This is a genomic window from Bacillus sp. UMB0728, assembly GCF_002858875.1.
In the GTDB taxonomy this organism is placed as follows: domain Bacteria; phylum Bacillota; class Bacilli; order Bacillales; family Cytobacillaceae; genus Bacillus_AB; species Bacillus_AB infantis.
Genome location: NZ_PKLA01000003.1, coordinates 534,707 through 560,504 on the forward strand (window position 1 = coordinate 534,707; position 25,798 = coordinate 560,504).

Consider the following 25,798-nt stretch of genomic DNA (forward strand, 5'->3'; position numbering starts at 1 on the left):
CAGCAAATCCGAAAACGTGAGAAATACGTGAATTTTGCAGGAATTCCTTTACTCACACGCCTGCCGGCTTATATAATAAAAGCTGGCGTAGCTATACGTGAAAGGAGAAGTCACATTGGATACACTTTATATTCTTTTAATCATTATCGGGGGCTTTGTTACCTACTCTGTCGTTACATGGCTCTATCAGCGCAAAGTCGTCAAGACCCTGACAGAGGATGAATTCCGTGCAGGATACCGGAAGGCTCAGCTGATTGATGTCCGGGAGCCGAATGAATTCGATGCCGGCCATATCCTCGGCTCCAGAAATATCCCGTTATCCCAGATGAAAATGCGCATGAAGGAAATCCGTCCGGACAAGCCTGTGTATCTGTACTGCCAAAGCGGGATGCGCAGCGGACGTGCAGCCCAGTTTTTATACCGCAGAGGCTATAAAGATCTCCACCAGCTGCAGGGCGGCTTCAAAAAATGGTCAGGCAAAATTAAAGCGAAGAAATAAGGGAAGCACTTCCCTTCTATACATGAGCAAGAAAGGGTCCAGCCTTAAGGCGGGACCCTTTTTCCGTGTGATCATATGAAGCATTACTCCATTTCAAGAATAAATATGCGTTAGAAACAGAGTTTCACACGAATGTGCCCAAAATCAGCAGGGAACATACTAAGCCAAAAGAGATAGGGCGAAGCACAGCGCTGATGCCGTGTTTCGCCCCTCAATGCCATAAAACTTAAGCTTCTTTCATATACCGGAGGACCGGTTTTCTTGCAGCCAGGGTCTCATCCAGGCGGCCGATGACCGTCGTATGCGGCGCTTCCTGCACGATTTCAGGATTTTCCTCCGCTTCCCTGGCAATCTGGATCATGGCTTCAATGAAGCTGTCCAGTGTTTCTTTTGATTCTGTTTCAGTCGGCTCGATCATGATGCATTCTTCTACATTCAGCGGGAAGTAGATGGTAGGCGGATGATAGCCGAAGTCGAGCAGGCGCTTCGCAATGTCAAGCGTTCTGACTCCAAGCTTTTTCTGGCGCTTGCCGCTGAGTACAAACTCATGCTTGCAGTGCCTGTCGAATGGCAGATCGTAGTATTCCGCCAGGCGCCTCATCATATAATTCGCATTCAGGACTGCGAATTCGGTGACATTTTTCAAGCCGTCCGGCCCCATTGTGCGGATATAAGTATAAGCGCGCACATTGATGCCGAAGTTTCCATAATACGGTTTGACCCTTCCAATCGATTGCGGTCGGTCATAATCAAGGACAAATTCCTCACCGCGCTTAGCAACGATCGGTTTAGGCAGATAGGGTATCAGGTCTTTCTTGACGCCGACCGGACCTGACCCGGGTCCTCCCCCTCCGTGAGGTCCTGTGAATGTTTTATGGAGATTCAGATGGACAACATCGAATCCCATATCTCCAGGGCGCGCTTTGGAAAGGACCGCATTCAGGTTGGCACCGTCATAATAAAGCTTGCCGCCGGCATCATGCACAATCTCTGCCATTTCAAGAATGTTTTCTTCAAACAGTCCAAGCGTGTTCGGGTTCGTCAGCATCAGGGCCGCTGTATCGGATCCGACTACCCGGCGCAGATCCTCAAGGTCTACTAGGCCGTTCTCATTCGATTTAACGGTGACGGTTTCAAAGCCGGCGACCGTTGCTGATGCCGGATTTGTCCCGTGGGCTGAATCCGGGACAATAACCTTTGTCCTGCCGGTGTCGCCATTGGATTCATGGAAAGCCCTGATCATCATCAGCCCTGTCCATTCCCCGTGTGCACCTGCTGCCGGCTGCAGCGTCACTTCGTCCATTCCGGTAATCTCAATCAAATGCTCCTGAAGGTCATACATCAGCTCCAATGCACCCTGGACAGAGCTTTCCTCCTGCAGGGGATGAATATGGGCAAAACCGTTAAAGCGTGCTACATTTTCATTGATCTTCGGATTGTATTTCATTGTGCATGATCCCAGCGGATAAAAACCTGAATCCACGCCATGATTCCTTTTTGAGAGAGCAGTATAGTGCCTCATGATGTCCAATTCCGACACTTCCGGAAGCTCAGGCTCTTCTTCACGCAGGTATCCTTCAGGCAGCAATTCAGCCACATCCACTTCAGGTACATCGAGTTCCGGCAGGCTGTAGCCTGTGCGGCCTGGCTTGCTTATTTCAAAAATCAGCGGCTGGTCTTGATTATGCATGGTAATCCCCCAATTCTTTAACAAAAGTATCGATTTCTTCTTTCGTGCGAAGCTCTGTCACGGCAACCAGCATATGGTTTTCCAGTGAACGATAGCTTCTGCCAAGATCATAGCCGCCGATGATTTCTTTATCGAGCAGGCTTTTATTGATCTCCTTGACTGGTGCATTCAGCTTTACGACAAATTCATTAAAGATCGGGCCTTCAAAGGCAAGCTCGAATCCGGCCTTCTTGAACTGATCCCTGGCATAGCGGGCTTTCTGCATATTCTGGACGGCAATATCCCTGACTCCCTTTTTGCCGAGGGCTGTCATGGCGACAGATGCAGCAAGAGCATTCAAGGCCTGGTTGGAGCAGATGTTGGAAGTCGCTTTATCACGGCGGATATGCTGTTCCCTTGCCTGAAGGGTAAGTACGAAGCCGCGGCGGCCTTCTTCATCAATCGTCTGCCCGACAAGGCGGCCCGGCACCTTTCTCATCAGTTTGGAGGTGACGGCAAAATAACCGCAATGAGGTCCCCCGAATGCCGTAGGGATCCCGAATGGCTGCGCATCCCCTGCCACAATATCGGCGCCAAACTTGCCTGGAGGCGTTAATGCGCCCAAGGAAAGCGGATTGCTTGATACAACGAACATGGATTTTTGGGCATGGATGACTTCCTCAAGCTCTTTCAGCGGCTCTATGCGGCCGAAGAAGTTAGGGTATTGAACAATGACTGCAGCTGTATCGCTGTCCATCTGCTCTTTCAGCACATCCATATCTGTGATTCCGTCCTTATGCGGAATTTCAACAACCTCAATATATTGCCCCTTTGCATAACTTCTGACAACATCCTTCGATTCCGGATGTACAGCCTCGGAGATCAGGATTTTCTTGCGGCGCGTCTGGCCAGCTGAAAGCATGGCTGCCTCAGCGAGGGCAGTGCCGCCGTCATACATGGAAGAATTGGCTACATCCATGCCAGTCAGTTCGCAGATCATCGTCTGGAATTCAAAGATGGCCTGCAGCTCCCCCTGCGAAATCTCCGGCTGATACGGTGTATAGGCCGTATAGAATTCTGAGCGGGAAATGACGTGGTCCACAATCACCGGCATATAATGATCATAGACACCGGCTCCGAGGAAGGATGAATTGGACCTGAGGTCGGCATTCTTTCCTGCCAGCTTGGTAAGCTCCTTCAATAATGCCGTTTCCGGCTTTGCCGGTTTAATATTGTACTCTCCCTTAAACCTAACAGCTTCAGGTATATCACTGAACAGTTCATCAATCGAACTTGCCCCGATCTTCTCAAGCATTTCCTTTTTGTCTGTTTCTGTCATAGGCAGATAGCGATGCGTCATGTTTTTCCCCTCCGTCACTTCTTATCTCTTTTATAAAAAGGTGTGGCAGCTATAACTGCTTTCAGCCGTTTGCCGCGGATTTCAACTTCTACCTCATTGCCAAGCTCCGCATATTGGGTCTTGATCAGGGCGAGGCCGATGTTCTTCTTCAGGGTCGGTGATTGTGTGCCTGTCGTCACTTCGCCGACCTGCTCTCCATCCGCCAGCACCGGATATCCGTGGCGCGGGATTCCCCTGTCAATCATTTCAAGCCCGACCAGCTTTCTCGGCACACCATTTTCTTTTTGCTGCTTGAGGACAGGCTTGCCGATGAAATCAGCTTCTTTATTAATCTTTACAGCAAAACCGATCCCGGCTTCAAGGGGGGTAATGTCTGGCGACAGCTCCTGCCCGTACAGCGCAAGGTTTGCTTCAAACCTCAGGGTGTCGCGGCAGCCGAGCCCGCAAGGCAGCACACCTTCTTCTTTTCCGGCTTCAAGGATATCATTCCAGATGCTTGAGGCATCATCCGAATGGCAGTAGATCTCGAATCCATCTTCGCCCGTATAGCCGGTGCGGGAAACGAGCGCTTTCTTTCCATTCAGATCCACGTCACTGCTGAATTTAAAAAAGCCAATTTCGCTTAGATCCTTTTCGCCTGCAAGCTTCTGGAGAATCCCTTCAGCTGCTGGTCCCTGCAAAGCAAGCTGGGCAGTCTGATCAGATAGATTCCTGATGTCAGCGCCGTCAATCAGATGATCCTCAAGCCACTGATAATCCTTTTCTATGTTTGCCGCATTGACAACCAGCAGATAGTGATCATCCTCGAATTTATACACAAGCAAATCGTCAACAGTGCCGCCGCTTTCATAGCACATCGCGGTATATTGTGCACCGCCGCTTTTGAGCTTGGAGATATCATTGGTCATCATTTTTTGCAGAAAATCCTGGCTGGCTTGCCCTTTCACTTCTATCTCTCCCATATGGGATACATCAAACAGGCCTGCTTTTGTTCTTACGGCTTCGTGCTCATCTTTGATGCCAGTGAACTGCACCGGCAGGTCCCAGCCGCCAAAATCGATGGTTTTTGCTCCAAGCTTCCGATATTCCTCATATAATGGTGTACGTTTTAGCTGCGACATTCACTTGTCCCCCTTGATCCAAATAATAAATACAAGATTGCTAACCATAAGGCTTGAACGCCTGAAGGTTTTGGGCACGAAAAAAGGACAGAGAAATCCCCCGTTCCTAACGAGGGTCTCTGTCCTGGCACCTGAAAGTTTACCTTTTACCGGTTTTCCCCTTTGGTGGCTTCCTAAATGAAGCACTCTCCAGAGCCGCGTCCAACAAGGGTTCTTTTGCCTGAGAGATTCACATGAATGCTTGCTCCTTCGGCGCTGTATACACAGTCTCTCCCCTTATTCTCATCCGCATTTATAATTTTTTCCAATATGGCCATACTATTCAATGAAGAATCAGCAGCATGCTGCTGATGGCCGTTCGGAGCCAAAATTTGTTTAATGACAAATTTCGAAACATTCAAAGCTATTATCATCCTACCATCCTATTTCAGATTGGGCAATATATAATTTGAGACGCTTCTTTTTACCCGCAGGACTCCCCGGGGGCATTGCCAAGAGGGGCTTAACTACAAGCGAAGGAGTGTTTTACCATGCCAGTCCAGATCGATTTTGATTCTACATGGCAAACCGAGTTTCTATCAAGAATATCCAATGACGGACCTTGGGGGAATTGGGAGCTTTACAGACTTGCTGCAGAGGTCGAGCAGCATACCATCATCCCCGAATTCAATGGCCTCCAGGCTCCGGGGCACTTGCCGGACCTGACGCCGCTGCCCCACCAGCTGGAAGTTGCCAGGCAGGTAGTTGAGAATATGAACGGAAAAGCGATACTGGCCGATGAGGTCGGGCTCGGAAAAACAATTGAAGCGGGACTGATACTAAAAGAATATATGATTAGGGGTCTCGTGAAAAAAGTCCTTATCCTGGTTCCAGCCTCTCTTGTTACCCAGTGGGAAATCGAGCTGAACACAAAATTCTACATACCGGCAGTTGCCCAGCGCAAGGCTTATGTGTGGGAGCAGTGCGATGTGGTGGTATCTTCCATAGACACAGCCAAAAGGAATCCGCACCGCGATATCATTTTTTCACTTGATTATGATTTGATTATCATCGATGAAGCTCATAAGCTGAAAAACAGCAAAACGAAAAACTATGAATTTGTCCAGAGCCTGAAAAAGAAATTCTGCCTTCTCCTTACTGCTACACCGATCCAGAACAGGATAAGCGAGATTTTCAACCTCGTTTCTCTCTTGAAGCCTGGCCATCTGGGTAATGAAACAGCTTTTTATGAAAAGTATAAGAAGGATTCACGCTCGCTCGATGACAATGCCCACCTGAAAGAGCTGGTCAATAAAGTGATGATCCGGAACAGGCGGGCTGATACCGGGATTGAATGGACAAAACGGCATGTAGAAACCATCCCGATTGAATTTTCCAAGGAAGAAAGAGATCTGTACGAATCTGTTACAGAATTGAGAGGGGAAGGAGATTGGGTCAATTCAAGCCAGTTCTCCGTCATGACCCTGCAGCGCGAGGCCTGCAGCAGCCGGGAGGCAGTCTTTTATACGCTCCGCAATATGGTTTCCAGGCAGGAGGCCCCTTCTGATATGTTTCAGGAACAGATTCAGTTCCTGGTCAGCAAAGTGGAGAAGGTTCAGAGAAATTCTAAAGCAGAAAAAGCGCTCGAGCTTATCAAAGGCATTGACGATAAGGTCATCATTTTCACAGAATACAGGGCGACCCAGCTTTACCTCCAATGGTTCCTGAAGCAGCACGGCATCAGTTCTGTCCCTTTCAGGGGCGGTTTCAAAAGGGGTAAGAAGGATTGGATGAGAGAGCTGTTCAAGAACAATGTCCAGGTCCTGATTGCGACAGAGGCCGGAGGTGAAGGGATCAACCTCCAATTCTGCAACCATATTATCAATTATGACCTGCCATGGAATCCGATGCGCCTTGAACAAAGAATCGGAAGGATCCACCGTTTGGGCCAGGAAAAAGATGTGATGATTTATAATTTCGCAGTCAAGGATACTGTTGAAGAACATATTCTCAAATTGCTGTATGAGAAGATTCATCTGTTTGAAAAAGTCATCGGGGAGCTTGATGATATCCTCGCCAAGCTTGAGTTCGGAAGCATCGAGGACCATCTGACAGATATTTTTGGAAGATCGGCTTCAGAGGGAGAGATGAGAATCAAAATGGAGAACTTGAATAGCATGATACAGCTTGCTGAAGAAATGAAGGAGGGCGGCGCACATGCAGCAGCAGGAAATACGTAAATTCCTGGCACGCTATTTTACCGCAAACGGCTGTGATATCACTGAGGAGGGACCCGGCTATATGACAGTCCAGCTGACAATTGAGCTTGATAAAGAGCTGATGAACCGTCCTTTCTACTGGCATTATCTTGAAAAAACCGGAGGCATCCCGAACCCGATGAAGCTGACGTTCATTACTAACCGGCAGCTTGCGCCTCCCGACTTGAAGGGAGAAACGATCCATTTCGGTTCTCCGCGCCTGCATCAGATATTTCAATCAGCACGGAGCCTTGCAGGCTACATCCGTCTGTACGAACAGCATTCTTCCCCGCCGGGCAGGCAGACGCCTTTAAGGCCGTGGCTTTGCATGAATGTAAAAATTTCTTATCAATGCGACCGGAAAAGAGATGTATTCAAATCGATCGGTCTGCAGCTGCTCAATGGCCAAATGGTTGAAAACTTCCATGACCGCCTGCTTCAGCTGCAGCTTACACCGAAGATCCCCGACTATTCGTTTACATTGTCGCCTCTGATCATGCCAAAGAGCGGCATCAGCAGGATCGAAGGATTCCTGAAGTCGCAGATTGATTCAGAGGAGCACGGCTGGGCTGACGAGGCAAGGGAACGATGGAAGAAGGATCTTGATCTGCTTGAACATTTTTATGAAGATATGGAAGAACGGAACGAGACCTACGAAAATGAAAAAACCGCCCTGCAGGAGCAATATGAGCCAAAAGTCAATGTCAGCATCGTGAATGGAGGGCTTTTCTATCTGACAGATACGGCCGTTTAGGCAGAAACAGCATGGCTTTCACACATTTTCGATGCTTGTCCGGTATTCGCCGCTCCTCTTATCCTGCTGCAGCATAAGCTGGTACAAGATAAGGGAGTATCTTAAGGCTGTACTTCCTTATCATCACCCCTGGATAGTTTCCAGTATATACTTCTTCATCTCCCGAAAAAAAAGAGAAGTGCAGGCCCGGCCCGCACTTCTCTTTTTTTATTTCCGGCATATCATACTCCCCGCCGCCGGACTGGAGCATACACTCCTATTTCTCAGGCCAGGCTCCTCATAACGCCTTTTTCTATTGCCGTTTTGCCGCTTTACCTTTTTTCAGCCCAGCCAGCAGTGCATATGGGATGATTCCGAACCATTTGAATAGGAACGGCTCTTTTTCATCCTTGCGGCTTTCCTTCTGTTTTTTCCGCTCATCCTTCGGCTGGTCCATATACTTCACAAAAGTCTGGGTGACATATTTCACATAATCATTGGTTTTCATCGGACACACCTCTCTTTAGTCAAAGTATGTCCCGGCCGTCAGCTTTTCAAACACAGCTGCGCTTCTGCCGTGATGGAACCGATTGTCCTCCCATCAGTCTCAATAATATGGTCGGCAGCTTCCTTATACAATGGAAGCCTCGATTGATAGAGAACTTTTACTTTCTGTTCAAGCCCGCCCTCGAGCAGCGGACGTGCCGTATCAGCAGCAAGCCTTTTAATTGTTTCCTCAGGAGAGGCATGCAGGAACAGGACAGTCCCGGTGTTTTTTAGAAGGTCGCGGTTTTCCTTCCTTAAGACGACACCTCCCCCTGTAGTGACGATGATGTCCCTTGCCGACAAACGCTTCAGCATTTGCGTTTCCAGCTTACGGAAATATTCCTCGCCTTTCTGGGCAAACATCTCCTTGATGCTGATGCCTGCTTCCTTTTCTATTTCCTCATCCATATCAACCGCAGGCTTCCCAAGAGCACAGGAAAGCTCTCTGCCGACAGTGGTCTTCCCCGCTCCCATAAAGCCGATTAAGTAGATTGTATTCATCAGGCGGATCTCCGTTCACTTTTTTTCTGTCCATTTTATCATTTTTCCGCGGTCTCTGTCATAAAACGCATATGAAACAATCGGTTTCTGGGATTCTATCGCCAGGGTAAAGGAGATTTCGAAGAGAGAGCCCGCCAGTTCTGTCATAGAATATGTCACAGTCCCTTCTTTAAATATAAAGCTGCCAGGCTGGAGGGTTTCATCCTCCTCCACATCCGCCAGGTGCCTCTCAAGCCTTTTGACAGAGCTGAGCAAATAATAATCCTGTTTGAGGATTTGTTCTTTTTCGTCCAGCAATTCTGCTTCTGACACATTCTGCCCCAGCAGGATAAGAAGCGATAAGCAGGAAGCCAGAAGAATGCTCAGAGACACAGGAAAAGCAAACCCTTTTTCATTCCGGAGCATTCTGGTTCACCTCTATAAATGGCACAATCACTGTGTGAAAATTTTCCCCGTTGCGGCTTTGCGCCTCTACGAGAAGGCTCTTGCCCTGAAAGGAAAACGAGGCCGCCTGGATATTCTGCAAAACCACTTCATGCCCTTGCCCGTTGACTCTCCTTCTTAGATTGCTGCCATACCTTTCAAAGCTGACAGACTCACCGCTCCCCGCAAGCGTCAGCCGCCCTTCATTTACTTCAATATTTACGCTCATATGAACCTCTTTTTTCAGCTGTGCAGAAAAGATTTCCCATTCCATTCTTTGAAGCCTCATTTCCGACGCTTCCCCATCAGCCAGGTATCTGAGCGAAAGAGGGAGCAGTGAAGCAATGATGAGGAAGATGCTAAAGCCGAAGAGCATCTCAGCCAGCGTAAAGCCATTATTCCTTAAAATAAATGTCACAAATTCTTTCGTGTTTCCCGTTCTTTTTCTCATAGTGAACACAAACCTCCACACTCAGTCCATCCAATTCCATCTCCTCTATGGGATAGGCTTCATGGTGAAGCACAGAATGGGCCGATCCCGCAGCTTTCATCTGAAGATATTCATGTAAGGCCTGCACCGCTTCAGAGCTTTTTCTGTGTTCCTCCGCCTGGTCTGAGGCATGGAGGAACAGCGGAAACAGCACACAGGCAGAAACAAGCCAGGCAGACAGGCTGAGGATAAGCTCCGCAAGAAAGAAGCCTTCATTCTTTAACAATATAAAACCTTCCTTTCCCTATTAAAAACGTGATCCTGTATGTTTCCCCGCCGGCTTCGGCATACAGTGAACCGAAGCTGCTTACATTCCCGCTTGGGAGAAAACGGAAGGATAACTTCATTGTATCTTCGTATATGGCGATATCCTCCTCATAGCTTCTGTCGATAATAGCGGCAGAATTGGGCGGGGTGGCGATATAACGGTTTTCGTCCTGAAATATATAAAAGGAAATGGTCTCCTGGCGGGAAATCGCATATTGCTGTGCGAAAAAGAGGTCTGATTGAAGCTGAGACAAAAACAGCCTGCTTTCAAGCCGGCTTGCCTGAGGGACAATATAAACAGCAGCCAGAGAAGAGACCAGAAGAAAAATTGAGAAGACAAGCAGTGTCTCAACGAGTGTGAATCCACCTTCACCTTTAGCCATTATTCAGCTGCGTGACCTCCCCATCCGCACTGATAGAGATGCTGCTGCCGTTCGGACAGGATGTTTCGCCTTCTTTTAAATATCCCTCGCTTACAAGCTCCTCTACTCCCGAAGGATACTGTTTATGCTCTATCTCATATGACTGGACCTGGGCCTGGACCATCTTGATGTAAGCCTCGCAGCCTTTGCTGTTGATCTTGGAATTATGCTTGGTGATATTCGGCACGGTTATGATGAGCAGGACAGAAATGACAAGCAGGACGATCATCATTTCAATAAGGGTAAAACCTTTTTCGTTTTTCACTATTTCATCTCCTTTATAAACCATTTAGTAAATGAAACATGGGGAGCATCACGGCCAGATACATGGAAATCACGAGGGCGCCGATGAGGGAGAATAATACTGGCTGGACGATTTTGAGGCCTGAAGTGACCTTCTGCTCGAATGCCTCCATGCAGTGGATGCTGTAAAACCTCAGCTCCTGTCCAAGCTTGCCGTTTCTCTCGCCATGGCGGATGATTTGGCACAGATCTTCCTGGAAAAAAGCAAAGCCGGACAAAATATCATCCAGTTTCTCCCCGGTTCTGAGCCTGATTTTTATGGATTCCCCCAATTCACTGTAAAAAGGCTGCTGGGGATTTCGCTGGAATAAGAGGAGAGCCTCAGAGACTGAGAGCCCCCCTCCTAGCAGATAGCCAAGCTGGGCCGTGAAATACTGGGTATAAAACAGCCGGAGCAGTGGGCCGGCTGCAGGGAGCATGGCAAGGCGCCGTTTCTGGTCCATCTGGGGAAGATGCCTGAACCTGAAAGAATAATACAATAATGAAGCTGCAGCGAGGGCAAGGAAAAGGACAGCAAAAATGGGGAACAGGGTCCCTGCAAGCATTACCGCTTCAGTAAAGAAATTTGTGTCTAAATCCATGGAAGAAAAAAGCGAAGTAAATCTGGGGAGAAGCGTCTGCTGGACAAAGAAAAATAGAATAAATGTGGCTGACATCAGAAACAGCGGATAATAGAGGATTTTTCTCAGGCTGCTGATTTCCTTGCTTCTTCTCTCCATGATAGCGCTTCCGTCTATAAAGGCTTCTGCAAGGCCGCCATGCTGCTCGGCAAAATAGACATAGCCGATCAAAGTGGGGTTGAACTTGAGGTTTGTGAGGACCCGGTAAAAAGGATGGCCCTCTTTTAAATCATTGAGACTATCTGAAATTGCTGCTTTTCTGTAATCAGGCAGATGATAGGCCAGGGATTCGATTGCTTCGCTGAGCGGGTAGCCCCTCTGCAGAAGTTCGCCTGTCCTCTTCAGGAATCCCGCCTGTTCGTCCAGGGTCCATTTACGAGTCCTCATTATACACCCACCGATCCATTTCAGCCTCCTTAATGTACCCCAGCGCAATTCCTTTGAGAATGGCATTCTTCAGAGTAGGATACTGATAGGCGCTCCCTTCCCCTCTTGCCTCCTTCATGACCGCAGAAAGGGCTTTGCCTGTCAATAATTCAAACACACTCGCCCTTCTTCCCGCAGCGGCACCCCGGCAGTGAGGCGGACAGGTACCGCTGCAATACGGGCATGACAGCTCCACGAGACGCTGCGCTGTTACAGCTATCAGGGTCTGCTCAATTTCCTGCCATCCTACCCCGAACTCACAAAGCCGGTATATAGCACCCTTGGCATCCCTGGTGTGCATCGTACTCAGCACAAGATGGCCTGTCAGCGCTGCCCGTACGGCAATTTCAGCTGTCTCCGCATCGCGTATCTCACCGACCATAATGATGTCCGGATCATGCCTCAGGATGGCCTTCAGCCCTGAAGCATATGACACCCCCGCCTTTTCATTTACCTGCACCTGAAGTACGAGGTCGCTGTCCTTCTCGATCGGATCCTCAAGCGTGATGACATTTCTTTTGAATAAGGATGAAGTTTCATGCAGGAGGGAATAAAGGGTAGTTGTTTTTCCGCTGCCGGTCGGCCCGGTAAACAGGACCAGCCCATGGGCATGCTTCAGCAGTGCCAGGAGCTTATTCGACATAGCCGGAAACAGGGAGATCTTTGAAATGTGGATATTGTCTTCCTGGGGAAGGATGCGGATGACCAGACTTTCATGATGGGAAGAAGGAAGGGTGGACAATCGGAGGCCGATCAGCTTCTGATCAATCTCCAGCGAATACGCGCCGCTTTGCGGGCGCCTGCGGTCGCCGATATCCATTGAAGCAGAGAACTTGAAATGCGCAATCAGCCTCTCACAGTCATCAGTCGGCAGAACCTGCCGCGATAAGAGCCTGTCAGCGATCCTGAGCTGGATCAGGGTATCATGCCTGCGCGGGAGGATGTGGATATCCGAGGCATTTCTCCTGACCGCATCACATACGATACTGTCGGCCAATCTTTCAATTTTACTCAACCATATAACACCGCCTTTCTTTGGGATACTACTTATTTCGACAGTTCCTGCAAATGTCCTCCTGATATTTTTATTTTTTTTGCATAGGACTTCCGTTTTTCCATATACTATTTTTACACAGCAGCATTGGGCTATAGCCAAGCGGTAAGGCAACGGACTTTGACTCCGTCATGCGTTGGTTCGAATCCAGCTAGCCCAGTTTCAGAAGGCAGAAAAAGGGGAATCAGCATGGCTGATTCCCCTTTTTCTGTTCAACTGCTCAGCTTCAGCGGTTCTTTCCTGCTGGCAATCCCCTTTAAAGCATCGGGATTATAGCCGACAACCAGCTTTTTCCCGTCAGTCAGAATGGGCCTTCTCAGCAGCTTCGGCTCTTCCACGATCATTTTGACAACCTCTGACAGGGAGAGTTCATTCACATCAATGTTCAGATTTTTAAAGGTGCTGCTGCGGGTGGCCAGAACCTCATCAAGACCTTCTGTTGTCAAAGACAGGATCTCAAGCAGTTCTTTGCTGGATGGAGTTTCGCGGAACAGATGCCTTTCTGAAAAGTCGATTGAGTTTGCCTTGAGCCAGCTTTTGGTCTTTCGGCATGATGTACAGCTCGGGTACGTGAAGAAAGTCAGTTCATTCATTTTTATCCCTCACTTTTCTGGTTTTTTAGTTAGTTAGTTTGTTGTTAAATGAATTGTACATCATTTGTATAACCTTTGTACAGTATTTTACACTCCTTATTTAATACTTTTTTGTGAACTTTTTTCTAACATTCATTTTTGCCTTACCTGTTTCTGCTGCCGCTGTATTATAATGGAATTGGATCGGTGGAGGTGATGAAATGGATCAAACGTTAAAGGTGACAAATGTGCTGGCAGATCCAACCCGCTATCATATTTATCAGTTCATAACAAAGAAGCACAGCGACGTCACTGTCCAGGAGATTGCTGAAAACTTCAGCATTCATGCGAATGTTGCCCGCCTGCATCTGTCTAAATTGGAAGATGCCGGTTTATTGGTTTCCAAATCCGGCAAGACGGGAAAAGGGGGAAGGCCAAGCAGGCACTATAAGCTCTCCGATGAATTGATCCAGATGAATTTCCCTTTCCGGGATTTTCAGCTGCTTGCAAGAATCTGCATTGAATCAATGATGGGCCTCGGTGATGCCGGCAAAAAAGCCCTGAAGGAGACCGGAAGAAAATTTGGCAGGGAGCTCCTTATACAAGAATTGAACAGGCAGGAAAAAAAAGAGGAAGACCTTTCTTTTGACGAAAGATTCTTCTTGCTTAAGGGTGCGGCCATGGCGGCCGGTTTTTTCCCGGAGTTCAGCATGAATCCGGAAAAAACTAAAATATACTTCCAAATTTACAACTGCCCTTTTAAAGAGGTGGCAGCCAAACATCCGGCAGATGTGTGCGACATGCACTTCGAATACCTGCAAGGGATGCTCAGCGCACTTTTTCCTTCTGCCGAACTGGCTGAAACGGAAAATATGATGAATAACTGTAAATCGTGCTCATACTATGCAGCGGTTACAAAGTAACAGCAAAGAGTTGTTTACTTTTTAATAAGAATTACTTTATAATATGGTAGTGATTGAACTGCTTGCTTTAAAGGAGGGATACATATGGATCGCATGTACAGAGTATTGGGATTCTGGACGGGCATTTTTGCTGTCATGTTCTTCTTGGGGGACATGTATACAACGTCTCTAATCTTCTTCGGCCAAACAGGATTTTTCCTGCTTCTAAGCTATTTAAAGCTTTCCGAACGTATGTATATTTATATTTTTGGCGCTTATTTAACCGTTTTCTTTGTTGGCTTCACCTACTGGTCAACTTTTATGATGACCCCAGGAGCCGGTGGGCACTAAGGTGCGCAAAAGAAAAAGCGATGGAATTCCCATCGCTTTTTTTATTTCAAGTAAAATTATATAACTCCGATTACTGTCCACAGCTGCGTTCCTTAACGAAGCAAGGCACTTGCACTCTTTCTATCCTTCACCCAGCCCTTTCGTCTGCACGATGCTATGAAAGGCAGCACTCATCCCGGAAGGCAGGATCAGCTGCCTGATCGCCCGGTTCCGCCTGCTGGCTGCAGAAAAGGGATCAGGATCGTCATGATTTAGCAGATCCTCCAGGATGCCGCAGGAAAGTAGGAATTCATCCTGCCTGTACTTCCCTTCAAATTTCAAGTCCCGCTTCTCTCCCTCACGGATAAAAGAATCGAAATGGACATGGCTTGTTATGTCCATTTTGCCGGGGCTGCGCAAGAAGTCCTCGATCAGCCTGTGATTGGAATAGCCCCTCAAGCTTCCTCTTTTCCTGGCAGGGTCCATCAATTCTTCATCTGTATATCCATAATCCACAGTCAGGACAATCCCCTTCTGAAGCATTTCAGAAATGGAAGATATTAATCCAATCATCCTTAAAGGGATTTCCAGTCGCTGATTTTCTTTTAGCTTTAAACCGTTTTCCCTTATGTAGGACAGCACAGAAGGATCCTCAAGGGGAACAGCTTCTTCCTTGAGCTCCCCGCTTTCCATTGCTACCATAACTTCCATCATACGCCCCTGCTGTTTTTCAACCACTCTGACCGGCAGGGCATCGAATAATTCATTAGAAAAAATCAAACCGCAAAAAGGCTTAAGTTCCTCGAGAGAATCGACCTGCTGCACACGGGCTCCTATAAGAGAAGACTGCAGGCCTTTATGATATGGGCTTTCTTCTTTGACAAAATATGTGACAGGATCCCCGGACAGTTTATTCCACTCGTCAATGAATGCTGAAGCAAAACGGCCGTCCCCTGCCCCGATTTCACAGACATGGGAAGGGAGTCCCCGCTCCTGCGTTTGGCGGAAGTACCATTTGGCTACCGCCCTTCCATATATATCAGAAATATTTGATGTGGTGATAAAATCCCCGTTACACCCGATTTTCGGCTTGGGTACCATATAATAGCCTTTATTTTCGTCGTATAGTGCGATATCCATAAATTGCTCAGCCGTTATCCTTCCCGATGGGCTGCGGCTGATGATTTCAGTCAAAAGTTCCAGCACCCTTCATCCCCGCCTTTACTTGATAGCTCAGAATCCATTAAGGTATGGATTGGAATCCATTTCCTGTCCAATGTAAGTGGCAGGCCCGTGGCCGGAGAGGACCAGGGTATCCTCCGGCAGTACCAGAAGCTTGTCGTGGATGCTCTTCAGCAGCTTTTCCTGGTTTCCGCTGGGAAGGTCTGTCCTTCCTATGCTTCCGCTGAACAAAGCATCACCTGAAGCTACCAGGCTTGCTTCCGGAAAGTAGAATGAAACACTTCCAGGCGAATGGCCGGGCGTCTCAATAATTTGGAACGAAAACGCGCCGATTTTCATTTCCTGATCTCCTGCAAGAAGATTATCCGCAGGCTTGGCAGTGACCTTGCCCATCCTGAAAAACTGTGAGCCGTTCAGGGAAGGATCACGCAGCCATGAGGATTCCTTTTTATGAAGATAAGCAGGACAGCCGAATTCTTCCCTGATTTCATCCAATGCACCAATATGATCAAAATGGGCATGTGTCAGCAGGACAGCAAGCGGCTTCAGCTTATTGCCCTTAATATACCCTGCCAGCTTTGACGCTTCACCACCCGGATCTATAATCAGGCAGGTTCCATCCTCTCTTGAGAGAACATAGCTGTTTGTCTGAATCGGTCCTAAAGGTATCTGTTTCCACTCCATTATATAAAGCCTCCAGTTGAACATTTATTTATGTATATTTTACACTATTACTAATACCACCTAAAGCTGATTGCATACAGAGGATAAAAATAAACCGGGGGGATGCTGAATTGAAGATTTTTTATGCTGCTGAGGCTTCAAGCCTTATCGGGGAATTGCCTGAGTTTGATCTGCTGCTCAGAAATGAAACAAGCCTGAAGGATACAGCGGGCACCCTATATTTGTTCGAATCTGAACAGGATAGGGAGACAGCGGTCTTTTTGCTGAAAGAAGGGCATCTGTTCGAAGACCGGCACCTCCTCATATACCTGGAAGATGCCATTATGGGGGAACATTTTGATGATTGCGGAACCATTTCAGAAAATGGGGAATATTATCTTTGGATGGAGCTTGTTCGTCCATTTGCCATAACAGCCGGGGAGGCGGCCCAGCGGGAGATGGCCCTGCTGCAATTTGAAGAGCATCTGGCTGCATCGTCTTCTCTCACGTGCGGGCGCGTTTATTTTATCGGGGTACACCTGGAGGAGCTGGCTTTAGGGATTGCAAGGGCATACGACATAGAAGTGTCATTTTTAGACCTCGACAAATTGGGTATATAAAATATATAATAATAACGAATGTAAACCATTACTTACATACAGATTTTACTAATCTGATCATACGATAAAGGGGGCTTTTCAACATGGGCTTGGTCATTGTCTTTGCTTTAGTTTCATTGCTTGCAGCATACGGCACCTTCTCTGCGCTTAAAAATAAGAATCTCCTGGGAATTGTGTTCGGAGGAGGCTCTTTTGCCGTTTTCGGCTGGTTTGCAGTTATGACCCTTATCCACCACGGTTTTCCGGCGGCACACTAATGCATTGAAAAAAGCTTCTGCCCTGCAGCAAGCTTTTTTTATTTTCACTTTGATCACCTTAAAGAACGCAGACTAAGAACGCCACGGCCTGTGGCAACATCTGCACGACCCTCATCCCGGGGGCCTCTAGACGAACCTCCCAGAAAGGCGTTCTTTGCCTTTTTTGAGGTTTGGATTGTGACCTCGGCTCAGCTGCTGGACGTTGATCAAGAATTGATAATAACCCACAAGACTTACAATTTATAATTTCCTTACAAAAAAACAGGACTGCTTTATGCAGCCCTGTTACTCTGTTATTCCAATCCCTCCAGGCGGCTTTGCACCCTCGCCACCTTGTCTTCCATCTTTCTTGCAACATCCCGCCTGTCATCAATACGGATGTTGGTTGCAGCACGTGCAAGGCCTTTTTCAAACGGCACTTCATGCATGGCTTCGATAACCTTGAATAAATCCGGCAGCTCTCCTTCAATAAGCGTGCTCATAGGGGTCAGCTCAAACCTGATCAGCCCTTCGCTTTCAAACTTCTGCAGGACTCTTTGAATATCTGCCACATATGCACTGACACTTGGCGAACCAGTTCCGATCGGAATGATTGTTACATCTGCAATAGCCACTTACATCACTCTTTCAATCTTATTCAAAGCCTCTATAGCGCATAGAGGATTCATTTTGTATTGTAGACCTTTCCTTTTATAAACAAAAGGGAAAACTATTCTTTTTTCACAAGATCAACCGTTGTTTTATCAGCCATATTCAGAAGCTTTTCAAAATAAAACCCGTACAGGCACCAGCTGCCTTCGGGAGCGCAGCTCAAAGGCTCGTTTTCCATCTCCTCGAAAATGGTATCCTTTATCTGTTCATCAGGACTGTAGCTGATCAGCCTGAAACCTTCTGCGTATGCATCTGCTTCTGTACTGTAGAGCGGTTCAAAGGTATAAAAATGACCGGCGGATTGATCGTATGCATAGTAAGGAACCAGCCAATCTGAATATCTTGTTAAATGAGGCATCGAAAAAGAAGATACACGCCGGAAGCCCCCGTCATAGAAGGTATACTCAGCCATCCCTTCCTGTTCCTGATCGACAGAAAGCGCCACTATCCCTTCAGGCAACGCTTCTGCTTTAATCAGATCATCAAGGACAGTTTTGGCCTCTCCATTCAAAAGCCCCATCGTTTTCATAGGAGCAAAGAGAGAAGGGCTTTGCTCACTCCAATCCAGATAAAACAAATCGTCCTTGGATATCCATTGGGCAAAAGGCTCTGGCAATCCGATTTTTTCAAGCAGATTCCCGCTGATTTGAAAATGGTAAACCTGGAATTCCCAATCCTCATTAAACACAGAGAGCAGGAGGCTGTTCTCATCAAAAGGATTCCATTCAACTGCAAGCTCATACAGCTCCATCGTTTCTTCAGCTAATTGGGCTCCTTCATGATCAATGATGGTAAGGGTGCTTTCATTGCCGGCCTGCGGTGACTGGATGAGCAGATATTTCCCTGATGGGCTGACTGTTACAGCCGCAATCGGTTCCTCATCCTCATAGATTGTTTGCTGCTTCCCTGTTTTAATATTATGGGTAATCACTTTTGTTCCTTCCTGTTCCGCAACAGTAAAGGCAAGTATGTTCTTTCCAACCCATCCGTTGATGGACTGGATTTCCCCCTCTTCGACGGTTACAGGCTTCACCTTAAATTTTTCTTCCTGGTCTCCCTGCCCCTTGCCAGCTGTCTGGGCCGAATGACCTTTCCCATTTTCCCCGCCATCCCGGCTGGCAGGCTCGGGGCTGCACCCGAATAGGATGAGTGTGGATAAAGCAAATATAAACAGGAATGGGCCTAAAAACTTAAAAAATGGGTGAGAGTCTTCATGTTTCATTCCACACATCCTTTTTCCCTTCTGAGCCATAAATGGTTTCAAGTAAATTTATCTTTTATATTACAAATATATTATATTTTAATAACAAAAATTTTTAAACCGATAATCGGCGAATATGTGAATTACATATATATGGAAGCGAGGAAGATACCGAGCGTCTCTTCATATATTTCATCAAACTGCGACAACGGAAGCGGGTTGATCCCTTTTCCCAGTTCGATCGTGAAACCGGGCCTCTGGAATTCTTTTATAAACCAATCCTTGTATCCTGCAAAACTGTCCACATACTGGATGGCCTCATAGCCGCTTACCCTTGCAAACTCGCTGGCAAGCGCGGCAGATTCAGGCGGTTCCAGACCCTCATATCCCCAATAGAACTCCTCTCCCTGGGTATGATAGGCAAGAATCCTTCCAAATTCCCGCTCCCTTGCAAGTGCTGCCATCGCCTGAGCCTCTGGCTCTGTTAAAGGGGCAGTCCCTGGAAAATCCCTTGGTGCAGGAGCCTTTTCTTCTGTCCGCTCTTTTTCTACTTCCCACTTGGCGGGAAATTGATTGTTCAGGTCCACTCCCCGGATATTGGCTTTCCAGCCTGTAAAATCTGTGCTGCCCCTGTTGATTTCTGCCAGTTCTGCTTCCATTCCTCCGGGAGGCCCTTCCAGGACCAGGTTTACCCCATCCGGGTTTACCATCGGTACGATGGATAGATCGACTGAATCATATAAAGGAAGTGTGCTGATGCCCCTTATGGGCGTGCTGTTGGTTAGAGATAGCAGGAATGTGTTTAGTTGGAGCATTAATACAGATGATGTGATCCATTCATTGGCATGGAATGAAGCATTCAGGTGCACCTTCTTGCTCCCATTGCCGAGCCTGATTTCATATAGGGTTTTCCCGAGGACGCTTTCCCCTGCTGAACCTATCTTTATGAAGGGAAAGATGTCGGCAAGCTCCCTGATATCATTTTCAAGCTGGTCAAATGTATATTTTATCCGCCCATTTACGACTGGGGAAACGGCCCTCACAGGAATCAGTATTTCCTCTCCGGGCTGTATCCTGTTTGGATTGACATCCTGGTTCAGGAGAAGCAGCGCATCCACTGAAAGGCTGCGGGACGCGCTTATTTTCCAGAAGGTATCATTTTCGCGGATTATATAGGATTGTACAGTAAAGCCGGGAATCGCTATTTCCTGGCCGATTTGCAGCATTGCCGGATCCACCCCAGGGTTGGAGTCAGCCAAAAGCCCTGCTGGAACCATAAAAAGACTGCTGTAATACCAAAGCGTATCGCCTGATCGGACTGCTACTTTCATGAAGATCCCCCTTTCCATCTTCTCATATGTATGACAGAAAGAGGCCCATCATTACGGTCTATAAAAGAAGGGCTGCATTTTTTCTTTGCAGCCCCTTTTTCCGTGTGATTCAGTTATCGCCCTTTTGTTTAATATACGGAGAATCCTCATAAAACCTCAGGAGGTCGCCATAAATAATTTTATCGGAATATTCAAGTTCATTTTTTGCTTTCTCTATATACGGCTCACAGGCTGCAGCGTCCGCCGGTTCAGCGGTTTCCTTGCTGTAGCAGGTGTCCCTTGTATAAATGTAGTCTTTTGTAATGAAGCTGCCATCCCTAAGCACCGTAAACTCCTGGCGGTCATTTGCAAACAGATCTGACCCAAAATCGATGTCATCCCTGGTGTCTATGCCAAGGAGATGGAGTATAGTCGGCTTTATATCGATCTGCCCGGACACTTTCGAAATCGTTTTTCCCTCCTGGCCGGGAATGTGTATGATGAGAGGGACCCGCTGCAGCTGGGTGCTTACAAACGGAGTAACCTCTGTGCCAAGGAACTCTCCCATCGCTTTATTATGGTTCTCTGAGATGCCGTAATGGTCACCATAAAGGATGATGATGGAATCTTCATATATCCCCTCATCTTTAAGCTTCTGAATGAAATTTTTAATGGCTTCATCAGTGTAGCGGACAGTAGGGAAATAGTTATCAACCGTTTTGTTGCCGGAAGTATATGGTTCAATGAACTGATCTTCTTCCCCAAGCTCGAAGGGGAAGTGGTTGGTCAGCGTGATGAACTTTGCATAATAAGGTTCAGGCATTTCTTTTAAGTGCTGTATTGACTGTTCGAAGAAATCGATATCTTTCATCCCCCAGCCGACTGAATTGGTTTCAGTCACCTCATAATCCGGAAGAGAATAAAACCGCTGATAACCAAATGAATCATACATGATATCCCTGTTCCAGAAGCTCTTATTGTTGGCATGGAGTGACGCTGTGTAATATCCGTTCTGATTCAGGATTTCAGGAGCAGCGGCAAATTTATTCCCGGAATGGGTGAAAAATACTGCTCCCCTGCTGAGCGGATAAAGGGAATTATCCACAAGGAATTCAGAGTCAGATGTTTTCCCTTGTGCTGTCTGATGGTAAAAATTATTGAAATAGTAGCTTTCTTTTATGAAGTCATTCAGAAAAGGTGTGATTTCCTGCCCGTTGACTTTTTCATTTATGACAAAATTCTGGGTGGATTCCATTGAAATGAGAATGACATTCTTCCCTTTGGCAATGCCGAACATATCATCCGCCGGGGCAACGTAGCTGGCGCGCGCATAATTTCCTATGTCCGCCAATTCGCTCCCGTCAGCCAAGGCCCGCTGTGCTGAGGATTTTGACTGCAGGAACACATCGTAAATATGATAATTATAGGTGCCGATATTCTTGACCAGCATTTCCCTGTCAAAGGTACGTGTCAGCAGCTGGGGACGCTCGGTTTCTGCAAGCCCTAAATTAAAGAAGGCAATGGCAACGGCAGCCAGGAAGAATGCCCTCCGGTTCTTTTGGGAATGTTCGCGGTACACCAGTGCCTGGGGTCTGAACATCATGATGATGGCCAGAATAATAAAATCTGCAAAATAAAGCAGATCAGTCAAATTAAGCAGCTCGCTTACACTGCTTCCAAGATCGCTCATATTGCTCGTTTGGAACAGGACCGGAACTGTCAGGAAATCATTGAAAAACCGGTAAAAGACCACATTTGCAAAAAGGATGGCTGATATAATGAAACTGGAAATAACAACATACCTGACTTGATTTTTCTTCTTCAGAAAAAGTCCGAATCCCAGCACAAACATTAAAAAGCTAAGCGGATTGATCAGCAGGATTAATTCCTGTTTGAAGTTCTCAATTTTTATATCGAAGCTAGTTTTATAGGCGATATAGGTTTTAAGCCAGAGCACTGCTACCGCAAACCCAATCAGGTTAAGCGCAGGCCATCTTTTATTCCCCATGATCATACCTCCCTGCATTGCCGATTGAAAGACAAGCGTATGCTAAATTATGGAAGATCAACAAAGATAATCTTAATGCTTTCTCAATAAAAAATCAATTTTACATTTACATTCTGAATGTATAATAGGTTATTGGCTGATTCCTTCTTACCCATCTTATTAGACGTTTCAAACAATGAAAGGTTTCCGGTTTGTCCTGTTCTGCCAAAAATGCTTCTATAGTCCGATGACTGTCTCCCGCCATAGGGGGACTTTTTACTATGCTATTATGGTTTCCTTTTTCCCAACCTTAAATCCTCCGGTTTTCTTCACAAAAAAAACCTTCTGCGCAGGCAGAAGGCTTTTTATAATCATTTATTTTTGATAAGCCAGGCAGCGCCAATGACTCCGGCGTCATTGCCAAGAGTGGCAATATCAATTGACGTGGACACCGCAACCCTTGGAAAAGCAAAACGGGCAAACTGAGCTTTGACAGGATCCAGCAGTATGCTTCCGGCTTTGGAAACGCCGCCGCCGAGCACGATCTTCTCAGGGTTGAGTGTATTGGCAATATTGGCCAGCACAAGCCCCAGATGGAAGGAAACTTCTTCAATAACCTTGCCGGCTGTATCGTCTTCCTGTCTGGCTGCATCGAAGACATCTTTAGCAGATAAGAATCCATTATTCCTGTGCAATTCATGCAGCATGCCTTCATCTTGTCCCTTTTTCATCTTGTCCAGCGCAATCCTCACAATACCAGTAGCCGAAGCGATCGTCTCCAGGCAGCCGGTTTTGCCGCAATTGCAGGGAGCCCCGCCTTCAGGAATAGCGGCAATATGACCAATTTCCCCGGCCGCTCCGCTTGTTCCCTGGACTATGTCGCCGTTGGCGATTACCCCTCCGCCGACTCCAGTTCCGAGTGTGACACATACAAGGTCTTTAGCGCCGTCCCCGGCACCCTTCCACATTTCACCCAGCGCGGCACAATTGGCATCATTATCTATGATGACCGGCAAAGAGGTTTCCACTTCAAGCAGATCCTTTAAAGGATAATTATCTTTCCAGCCAAGATTTACAGTATTATAAACGACACCTGAAGCAAGATCTACCGGGCCGGGCGCCCCCATTCCAATGCCGGCAACATTTTCCTTGCTGTGATCCAGTTCTTCAAGCTTCTGATCAATTGCTTTGGCAATATTAATGGTGATATTCTTGCCATAATTAGAATTATCAGTCGGTATCTCCCATTTATGAATGATTTCTCCGTAAAAATTCAAAAAAGCCAATTTGGTTGTCGTTCCTCCCAAATCCACTCCGATCAGCCATTTTTCAGCCATTATTGTCACCTTTTCCTTCTATCGTTTGTTTTTAAGCTGCAGCTGCCTTTCGTGCCTGACGAGCAAAAGAGCAGTCTGAAAATCCTTTGGATCAATCAGCTGGGACTGCCGGAGCTCCATCAGCTCCTCTTCCATCAGCTCAAGGTCAGCCGACCTGTCTCCAATATAAATGAAGGTCCCATACTTTTTTAGAAATTGCTGTACATCATAAATGCTTTTCATTCTCAACCCTCTTACTATTGGTTTGCTTTCATATTTTTGCAGCGGTTACATCAAAAGTATAATCGAAAAACATAGCTATCTCAATGGAAAACAGCAGCTTGAGATCTTTTTAAGGCTGAACAAGACAAACGGCTCAGCAGGCAGCAGCTCAAGCAGCCTTCCAGAACAGATGGGCCGGGGGATAAGCTTTTTCATATTGCACCAAACCAAAAATACCATGTTGATTCATCAGCAATGATAATTAGAGTTTCAACAAATAAGCCCAGCAATTTGGATACAAAAAAAACCCCTCACATCAAGAGGGGCTTTGCCAATATCCAATGTATCTTTCAACGATCAGGATCTTTGGGATGAAGAAACCGCGGACGCCTGTTTTTCAGGGGAATCGGCGATCTTAGCAGCACATCCCTGAATGCCCTTAAGTTGAACGGAAGAAACGGCCAAAGGTAAGGGACACCAAATGAATTGATTCTCGCAAGCATAAAGATAAGGAATGTTACCGCAAGCATGAATCCATATTCATGGAATGCTGCTGTGGCCAGCAGCAGAAATATTCTGACAAGCCTGTTGGCGAGGCTCATTTCATAGCTTGGAGTTGAAAAGGTGCCGATCGCTGCAATGGCGAGGTACAAAACTACCTCATTGATGAACAGCCCAACCTCTACGGCCACCTGGCCGATCATCAGGGCGGCGACAAGCCCCAAGGCTGTCGCAAGGGCGGAAGGAGTATGTATGGCAGCCATCCGAAGCATATCAAGTCCAAGCTCAATGATCAAAAACTGAAGGATAAGAGGCAGCTCACCCACTTCATTCGGTCCGATATAGGCAAGGTTTTCCGGGAGCAATTCAGGCTTTACGGCCAGCAGATAATAAAACGGCAGCAGGAAAATCGACGCCCAGACTGCAAGAAAACGGACAAATCGCAGATACGCTCCAATCATCGGCTTGTTCCTGTATTCTTCTGCGTGCTGAAGATGGTGCCAGAAGGTGGTCGGGGTTATCATCACACTTGGCGAGCCATCGATCATAATGCATATATGGCCCTCAAACAAGTGGGTCGCTGCCGTGTCGGGGCGTTCGGTATACCTGACCATCGGAAACGGGTTCCAGTGCCTGCCTGAAATGAACTCCTCAATCGTTTTTTCAGCCATCGGGAGGCCGTCTGTATCAATCTTTGATAGAGCTTCCTTTATTTTCTTCACTGTATCCGGATCAGCAATGTCCTCGATATAGCTGACCACAATATCAGTCTTTGACCTTCTCCCCACCTGCATATATTCCATGCGCAAAGTACGGTCCCGGATCCGCCTCCGTGTTAATGCTGTATTGAAGACAAGGGTTTCAACGAACCCGTCCCTCGATCCCCTGACTACTCTTTCCGTATCAGGCTCCTCCGGCCCCCTGACAGGATAGGTCCGCGCATCAATCAGGATCGCTTTGTCCACGCCATCTGCAAATAAAGCTGTGGGGCCAGACAGTACAGCATCCACGACCTTGTCAAGATCATCCAGAGTCTCTACCTCAACATACGGGATATAGGTTTTGACAAGCTTTGCCAGGGTGTCCCCTTCCAGCTGTTCTTTATCCAGGCTTGAAAGCAATTTCATCAGATAATGGAGAATATCATCTTTCACAAATCCATCAACCAGATACAGTGCCATTTCCCTTTCAGCATATTCCACATTCAGCTGAATCACATCAAAGCTCTTATCAACCCCGAGCGCTTCTTTCAGATAGGCGGTATTTTCCCGGAGAACGGGGCTGACATGCTTTTTCGTTCCTTCCATCATCAACACATCCTGACAGTATAAACATCTTATTCCAAATCAATAGTCTCATCATAGACAATGGATGGAAAAAACATACCATGCCGGGAAATTATCCAGTTCATCT

The 25,798-nt window shown here is 47.0% G+C and carries 30 protein-coding genes, 1 tRNA gene and 2 riboswitches; of the genes, 8 read left to right on the forward strand and 23 right to left on the reverse strand.

The window, feature by feature from the left end:
* Nucleotides 1-115: 115 nt before the first annotated feature.
* Nucleotides 116-499: a rhodanese-like domain-containing protein gene (locus tag CYJ37_RS13735; RefSeq protein ID WP_094767073.1), complete on the forward strand. Its 384-nt coding sequence runs from the start codon at nt 116-118 to the stop codon at nt 497-499.
* A 226-nt stretch (nt 500-725) separates the two neighbouring features.
* Here CYJ37_RS13735 and gcvPB read toward each other — a convergent pair whose 3' ends face one another.
* The 3 genes from gcvPB to gcvT are packed head-to-tail and all read right to left on the reverse strand — an operon-like array spanning nt 726 to nt 4,649.
* The gene (gcvPB, locus tag CYJ37_RS13740; protein ID WP_101550279.1) at nt 726-2,189 is read right to left on the reverse strand and encodes an aminomethyl-transferring glycine dehydrogenase subunit GcvPB; all 1,464 of its coding nucleotides are present in this window, start codon (nt 2,187-2,189) and stop codon (nt 726-728) included.
* Nucleotides 2,182-3,528 (reverse strand): aminomethyl-transferring glycine dehydrogenase subunit GcvPA, encoded by a 1,347-nt coding sequence (gene gcvPA, locus CYJ37_RS13745; protein WP_101550281.1) that lies wholly within the window; start codon nt 3,526-3,528, stop codon nt 2,182-2,184. Before gcvPA ends, gcvPB begins: the two co-directional genes overlap by 8 nt.
* 14 nt (nt 3,529-3,542) lie before the next feature.
* The gene (gcvT, locus tag CYJ37_RS13750) at nt 3,543-4,649 is read right to left on the reverse strand and encodes a glycine cleavage system aminomethyltransferase GcvT (protein ID WP_094767072.1); all 1,107 of its coding nucleotides are present in this window, start codon (nt 4,647-4,649) and stop codon (nt 3,543-3,545) included.
* Between the two features lie 117 nt (nt 4,650-4,766).
* A riboswitch (glycine riboswitch) is annotated at nt 4,767-4,844 on the reverse strand.
* A gap of 3 nt (nt 4,845-4,847) precedes the next feature.
* Nucleotides 4,848-4,935, reverse strand: a riboswitch (glycine riboswitch).
* A gap of 244 nt (nt 4,936-5,179) precedes the next feature.
* On the opposite strand from gcvT, the gene CYJ37_RS13755 reads away from it, so the two are divergent.
* Nucleotides 5,180-6,868, forward strand: a complete 1,689-nt coding sequence (locus CYJ37_RS13755; RefSeq protein WP_009794923.1) for a DEAD/DEAH box helicase — start codon at nt 5,180-5,182, stop codon at nt 6,866-6,868.
* Nucleotides 6,846-7,640 carry a YqhG family protein gene (locus tag CYJ37_RS13760; RefSeq protein ID WP_094767071.1) on the forward strand — a complete coding sequence of 265 codons (795 nt, stop codon included), beginning with the start codon at nt 6,846-6,848 and terminating at the stop codon, nt 7,638-7,640. The genes CYJ37_RS13755 and CYJ37_RS13760 overlap by 23 nt, the downstream gene beginning before the upstream one ends.
* Nucleotides 7,641-7,698: 58 nt before the next feature.
* Here the strand turns inward: CYJ37_RS13760 and CYJ37_RS27300 are convergent, their stop codons facing one another.
* From CYJ37_RS27300 to comGA, 10 genes are all read right to left on the reverse strand, one after another.
* Nucleotides 7,699-7,860 carry a hypothetical protein gene (locus CYJ37_RS27300; RefSeq protein ID WP_156917017.1) on the reverse strand — a complete coding sequence of 54 codons (162 nt, stop codon included), beginning with the start codon at nt 7,858-7,860 and terminating at the stop codon, nt 7,699-7,701.
* A gap of 72 nt (nt 7,861-7,932) precedes the next feature.
* Nucleotides 7,933-8,127 carry a YqzE family protein gene (locus CYJ37_RS13770; RefSeq protein ID WP_009794920.1) on the reverse strand — a complete coding sequence of 65 codons (195 nt, stop codon included), beginning with the start codon at nt 8,125-8,127 and terminating at the stop codon, nt 7,933-7,935.
* Nucleotides 8,128-8,165: 38 nt separating this feature from the next.
* Nucleotides 8,166-8,666: a shikimate kinase gene (locus CYJ37_RS13775; protein ID WP_094767070.1), complete on the reverse strand. Its 501-nt coding sequence runs from the start codon at nt 8,664-8,666 to the stop codon at nt 8,166-8,168.
* A 15-nt stretch (nt 8,667-8,681) separates the two neighbouring features.
* The gene (gene comGG / locus CYJ37_RS13780) at nt 8,682-9,071 is read right to left on the reverse strand and encodes a competence type IV pilus minor pilin ComGG (protein ID WP_101550283.1); all 390 of its coding nucleotides are present in this window, start codon (nt 9,069-9,071) and stop codon (nt 8,682-8,684) included.
* On the reverse strand, nt 9,058-9,540 hold the full coding sequence (comGF, locus tag CYJ37_RS13785) for a competence type IV pilus minor pilin ComGF (RefSeq protein WP_022544181.1): 483 nt from the start codon (nt 9,538-9,540) through the stop codon (nt 9,058-9,060). Before comGF ends, comGG begins: the two co-directional genes overlap by 14 nt.
* Complete coding sequence (locus tag CYJ37_RS13790; protein WP_101550285.1) at nt 9,485-9,805, reverse strand: hypothetical protein; 321 nt, start codon at nt 9,803-9,805, stop codon at nt 9,485-9,487. Before CYJ37_RS13790 ends, comGF begins: the two co-directional genes overlap by 56 nt.
* Entirely contained in the window at nt 9,792-10,229 is a 438-nt protein-coding gene (gene comGD / locus CYJ37_RS13795; protein ID WP_101550287.1) for a competence type IV pilus minor pilin ComGD, read from the reverse strand. Before comGD ends, CYJ37_RS13790 begins: the two co-directional genes overlap by 14 nt.
* Nucleotides 10,222-10,557 carry a competence type IV pilus major pilin ComGC gene (gene comGC / locus CYJ37_RS13800; protein ID WP_009794914.1) on the reverse strand — a complete coding sequence of 112 codons (336 nt, stop codon included), beginning with the start codon at nt 10,555-10,557 and terminating at the stop codon, nt 10,222-10,224. The genes comGD and comGC overlap by 8 nt, the downstream gene beginning before the upstream one ends.
* Nucleotides 10,547-11,578 carry a competence type IV pilus assembly protein ComGB gene (comGB, locus tag CYJ37_RS13805; protein WP_101550289.1) on the reverse strand — a complete coding sequence of 344 codons (1,032 nt, stop codon included), beginning with the start codon at nt 11,576-11,578 and terminating at the stop codon, nt 10,547-10,549. The genes comGC and comGB overlap by 11 nt, the downstream gene beginning before the upstream one ends.
* Nucleotides 11,565-12,632 (reverse strand): competence type IV pilus ATPase ComGA, encoded by a 1,068-nt coding sequence (comGA, locus tag CYJ37_RS13810; protein WP_101550592.1) that lies wholly within the window; start codon nt 12,630-12,632, stop codon nt 11,565-11,567. The genes comGB and comGA overlap by 14 nt, the downstream gene beginning before the upstream one ends.
* A 127-nt stretch (nt 12,633-12,759) precedes the next feature.
* Between comGA and CYJ37_RS13815 the strand changes: the two genes are divergently transcribed.
* Nucleotides 12,760-12,831 (forward strand) — tRNA-Gln (locus CYJ37_RS13815).
* Between the two features lie 52 nt (nt 12,832-12,883).
* Here the strand turns inward: CYJ37_RS13815 and CYJ37_RS13820 are convergent.
* A complete protein-coding gene (locus CYJ37_RS13820; RefSeq protein ID WP_009794911.1) occupies nt 12,884-13,264 on the reverse strand; it encodes a Spx/MgsR family RNA polymerase-binding regulatory protein in 381 nt (126 codons plus the stop codon).
* A 200-nt stretch (nt 13,265-13,464) separates the two neighbouring features.
* On the opposite strand from CYJ37_RS13820, the gene CYJ37_RS13825 reads away from it, so the two are divergent.
* Together CYJ37_RS13825 and CYJ37_RS13830 are read left to right on the forward strand one after the other, a co-directional pair.
* Nucleotides 13,465-14,166: a helix-turn-helix transcriptional regulator gene (locus tag CYJ37_RS13825; RefSeq protein WP_009794910.1), complete on the forward strand. Its 702-nt coding sequence runs from the start codon at nt 13,465-13,467 to the stop codon at nt 14,164-14,166.
* An 84-nt stretch (nt 14,167-14,250) separates the two neighbouring features.
* Nucleotides 14,251-14,496 carry a DUF2626 domain-containing protein gene (locus CYJ37_RS13830; protein WP_009794909.1) on the forward strand — a complete coding sequence of 82 codons (246 nt, stop codon included), beginning with the start codon at nt 14,251-14,253 and terminating at the stop codon, nt 14,494-14,496.
* 120 nt (nt 14,497-14,616) lie between these two features.
* Here CYJ37_RS13830 and CYJ37_RS13835 read toward each other — a convergent pair whose 3' ends face one another.
* Nucleotides 14,617-15,681 carry a class I SAM-dependent methyltransferase gene (locus CYJ37_RS13835; RefSeq protein WP_101550291.1) on the reverse strand — a complete coding sequence of 355 codons (1,065 nt, stop codon included), beginning with the start codon at nt 15,679-15,681 and terminating at the stop codon, nt 14,617-14,619.
* A 27-nt stretch (nt 15,682-15,708) separates the two neighbouring features.
* A complete protein-coding gene (locus CYJ37_RS13840; protein WP_101550293.1) occupies nt 15,709-16,341 on the reverse strand; it encodes an MBL fold metallo-hydrolase in 633 nt (210 codons plus the stop codon).
* A gap of 110 nt (nt 16,342-16,451) precedes the next feature.
* Between CYJ37_RS13840 and CYJ37_RS13845 the strand changes: the two genes are divergently transcribed.
* Together CYJ37_RS13845 and CYJ37_RS13850 are read left to right on the forward strand one after the other, a co-directional pair.
* Nucleotides 16,452-16,940 (forward strand): hypothetical protein, encoded by a 489-nt coding sequence (locus CYJ37_RS13845; protein ID WP_009794906.1) that lies wholly within the window; start codon nt 16,452-16,454, stop codon nt 16,938-16,940.
* A gap of 83 nt (nt 16,941-17,023) precedes the next feature.
* Nucleotides 17,024-17,197, forward strand: a complete 174-nt coding sequence (locus CYJ37_RS13850) for a DUF2759 domain-containing protein (RefSeq protein ID WP_009794905.1) — start codon at nt 17,024-17,026, stop codon at nt 17,195-17,197.
* A 293-nt stretch (nt 17,198-17,490) separates the two neighbouring features.
* Here CYJ37_RS13850 and CYJ37_RS13855 read toward each other — a convergent pair whose 3' ends face one another.
* From CYJ37_RS13855 to CYJ37_RS13885, 7 genes are all read right to left on the reverse strand, one after another.
* Nucleotides 17,491-17,811: an MTH1187 family thiamine-binding protein gene (locus tag CYJ37_RS13855; RefSeq protein ID WP_009794904.1), complete on the reverse strand. Its 321-nt coding sequence runs from the start codon at nt 17,809-17,811 to the stop codon at nt 17,491-17,493.
* 95 nt (nt 17,812-17,906) lie between these two features.
* On the reverse strand, nt 17,907-19,070 hold the full coding sequence (locus tag CYJ37_RS13860) for a hypothetical protein (RefSeq protein ID WP_101550295.1): 1,164 nt from the start codon (nt 19,068-19,070) through the stop codon (nt 17,907-17,909).
* Between the two features lie 122 nt (nt 19,071-19,192).
* Nucleotides 19,193-20,380 (reverse strand): M14 family metallopeptidase, encoded by a 1,188-nt coding sequence (locus tag CYJ37_RS13865; RefSeq protein ID WP_022544185.1) that lies wholly within the window; start codon nt 20,378-20,380, stop codon nt 19,193-19,195.
* Between the two features lie 109 nt (nt 20,381-20,489).
* Nucleotides 20,490-22,367: an LTA synthase family protein gene (locus CYJ37_RS13870; protein ID WP_022544186.1), complete on the reverse strand. Its 1,878-nt coding sequence runs from the start codon at nt 22,365-22,367 to the stop codon at nt 20,490-20,492.
* A gap of 350 nt (nt 22,368-22,717) precedes the next feature.
* Complete coding sequence (locus CYJ37_RS13875; RefSeq protein WP_094767060.1) at nt 22,718-23,683, reverse strand: ROK family glucokinase; 966 nt, start codon at nt 23,681-23,683, stop codon at nt 22,718-22,720.
* A gap of 18 nt (nt 23,684-23,701) precedes the next feature.
* A complete protein-coding gene (locus CYJ37_RS13880) occupies nt 23,702-23,905 on the reverse strand; it encodes a YqgQ family protein (protein WP_009794897.1) in 204 nt (67 codons plus the stop codon).
* 329 nt (nt 23,906-24,234) lie between these two features.
* Nucleotides 24,235-25,695, reverse strand: a complete 1,461-nt coding sequence (locus tag CYJ37_RS13885) for a spore germination protein (RefSeq protein WP_009794895.1) — start codon at nt 25,693-25,695, stop codon at nt 24,235-24,237.
* Between the last annotated feature and the right edge of the window lie 103 nt (nt 25,696-25,798).

What these genes read in the sequence shown, in the direction of transcription:
- gcvPB (WP_101550279.1), bottom strand. Translation starts at nt 2,189, where the DNA reads ATGCATAATCAAGACCAGCCGCTGATTTTTGAAATAAGCAAGCCAGGC.
- gcvPA (WP_101550281.1), bottom strand. Translation starts at nt 3,528, where the DNA reads ATGACGCATCGCTATCTGCCTATGACAGAAACAGACAAAAAGGAAATG.
- gcvT (WP_094767072.1), bottom strand. Translation starts at nt 4,649, where the DNA reads ATGTCGCAGCTAAAACGTACACCATTATATGAGGAATATCGGAAGCTT.
- CYJ37_RS13755 (WP_009794923.1), top strand. Translation starts at nt 5,180, where the DNA reads ATGCCAGTCCAGATCGATTTTGATTCTACATGGCAAACCGAGTTTCTA.
- CYJ37_RS13760 (WP_094767071.1), top strand. Translation starts at nt 6,846, where the DNA reads ATGCAGCAGCAGGAAATACGTAAATTCCTGGCACGCTATTTTACCGCA.
- CYJ37_RS27300 (WP_156917017.1), bottom strand. Translation starts at nt 7,860, where the DNA reads ATGCCGGAAATAAAAAAAGAGAAGTGCGGGCCGGGCCTGCACTTCTCT.
- CYJ37_RS13770 (WP_009794920.1), bottom strand. Translation starts at nt 8,127, where the DNA reads ATGAAAACCAATGATTATGTGAAATATGTCACCCAGACTTTTGTGAAG.
- CYJ37_RS13775 (WP_094767070.1), bottom strand. Translation starts at nt 8,666, where the DNA reads ATGAATACAATCTACTTAATCGGCTTTATGGGAGCGGGGAAGACCACT.
- comGG (WP_101550283.1), bottom strand. Translation starts at nt 9,071, where the DNA reads ATGCTCCGGAATGAAAAAGGGTTTGCTTTTCCTGTGTCTCTGAGCATT.
- comGF (WP_022544181.1), bottom strand. Translation starts at nt 9,540, where the DNA reads ATGAGAAAAAGAACGGGAAACACGAAAGAATTTGTGACATTTATTTTA.
- comGD (WP_101550287.1), bottom strand. Translation starts at nt 10,229, where the DNA reads ATGGCTAAAGGTGAAGGTGGATTCACACTCGTTGAGACACTGCTTGTC.
- comGC (WP_009794914.1), bottom strand. Translation starts at nt 10,557, where the DNA reads ATGGTTTATAAAGGAGATGAAATAGTGAAAAACGAAAAAGGTTTTACC.
- comGB (WP_101550289.1), bottom strand. Translation starts at nt 11,578, where the DNA reads ATGAGGACTCGTAAATGGACCCTGGACGAACAGGCGGGATTCCTGAAG.
- CYJ37_RS13820 (WP_009794911.1), bottom strand. Translation starts at nt 13,264, where the DNA reads ATGAATGAACTGACTTTCTTCACGTACCCGAGCTGTACATCATGCCGA.
- CYJ37_RS13825 (WP_009794910.1), top strand. Translation starts at nt 13,465, where the DNA reads ATGGATCAAACGTTAAAGGTGACAAATGTGCTGGCAGATCCAACCCGC.
- CYJ37_RS13830 (WP_009794909.1), top strand. Translation starts at nt 14,251, where the DNA reads ATGGATCGCATGTACAGAGTATTGGGATTCTGGACGGGCATTTTTGCT.
- CYJ37_RS13840 (WP_101550293.1), bottom strand. Translation starts at nt 16,341, where the DNA reads ATGGAGTGGAAACAGATACCTTTAGGACCGATTCAGACAAACAGCTAT.
- CYJ37_RS13850 (WP_009794905.1), top strand. Translation starts at nt 17,024, where the DNA reads ATGGGCTTGGTCATTGTCTTTGCTTTAGTTTCATTGCTTGCAGCATAC.
- CYJ37_RS13860 (WP_101550295.1), bottom strand. Translation starts at nt 19,070, where the DNA reads ATGAAACATGAAGACTCTCACCCATTTTTTAAGTTTTTAGGCCCATTC.
- CYJ37_RS13865 (WP_022544185.1), bottom strand. Translation starts at nt 20,380, where the DNA reads ATGAAAGTAGCAGTCCGATCAGGCGATACGCTTTGGTATTACAGCAGT.
- CYJ37_RS13870 (WP_022544186.1), bottom strand. Translation starts at nt 22,367, where the DNA reads ATGGGGAATAAAAGATGGCCTGCGCTTAACCTGATTGGGTTTGCGGTA.
- CYJ37_RS13875 (WP_094767060.1), bottom strand. Translation starts at nt 23,683, where the DNA reads ATGGCTGAAAAATGGCTGATCGGAGTGGATTTGGGAGGAACGACAACC.
- CYJ37_RS13880 (WP_009794897.1), bottom strand. Translation starts at nt 23,905, where the DNA reads ATGAAAAGCATTTATGATGTACAGCAATTTCTAAAAAAGTATGGGACC.
- CYJ37_RS13885 (WP_009794895.1), bottom strand. Translation starts at nt 25,695, where the DNA reads ATGATGGAAGGAACGAAAAAGCATGTCAGCCCCGTTCTCCGGGAAAAT.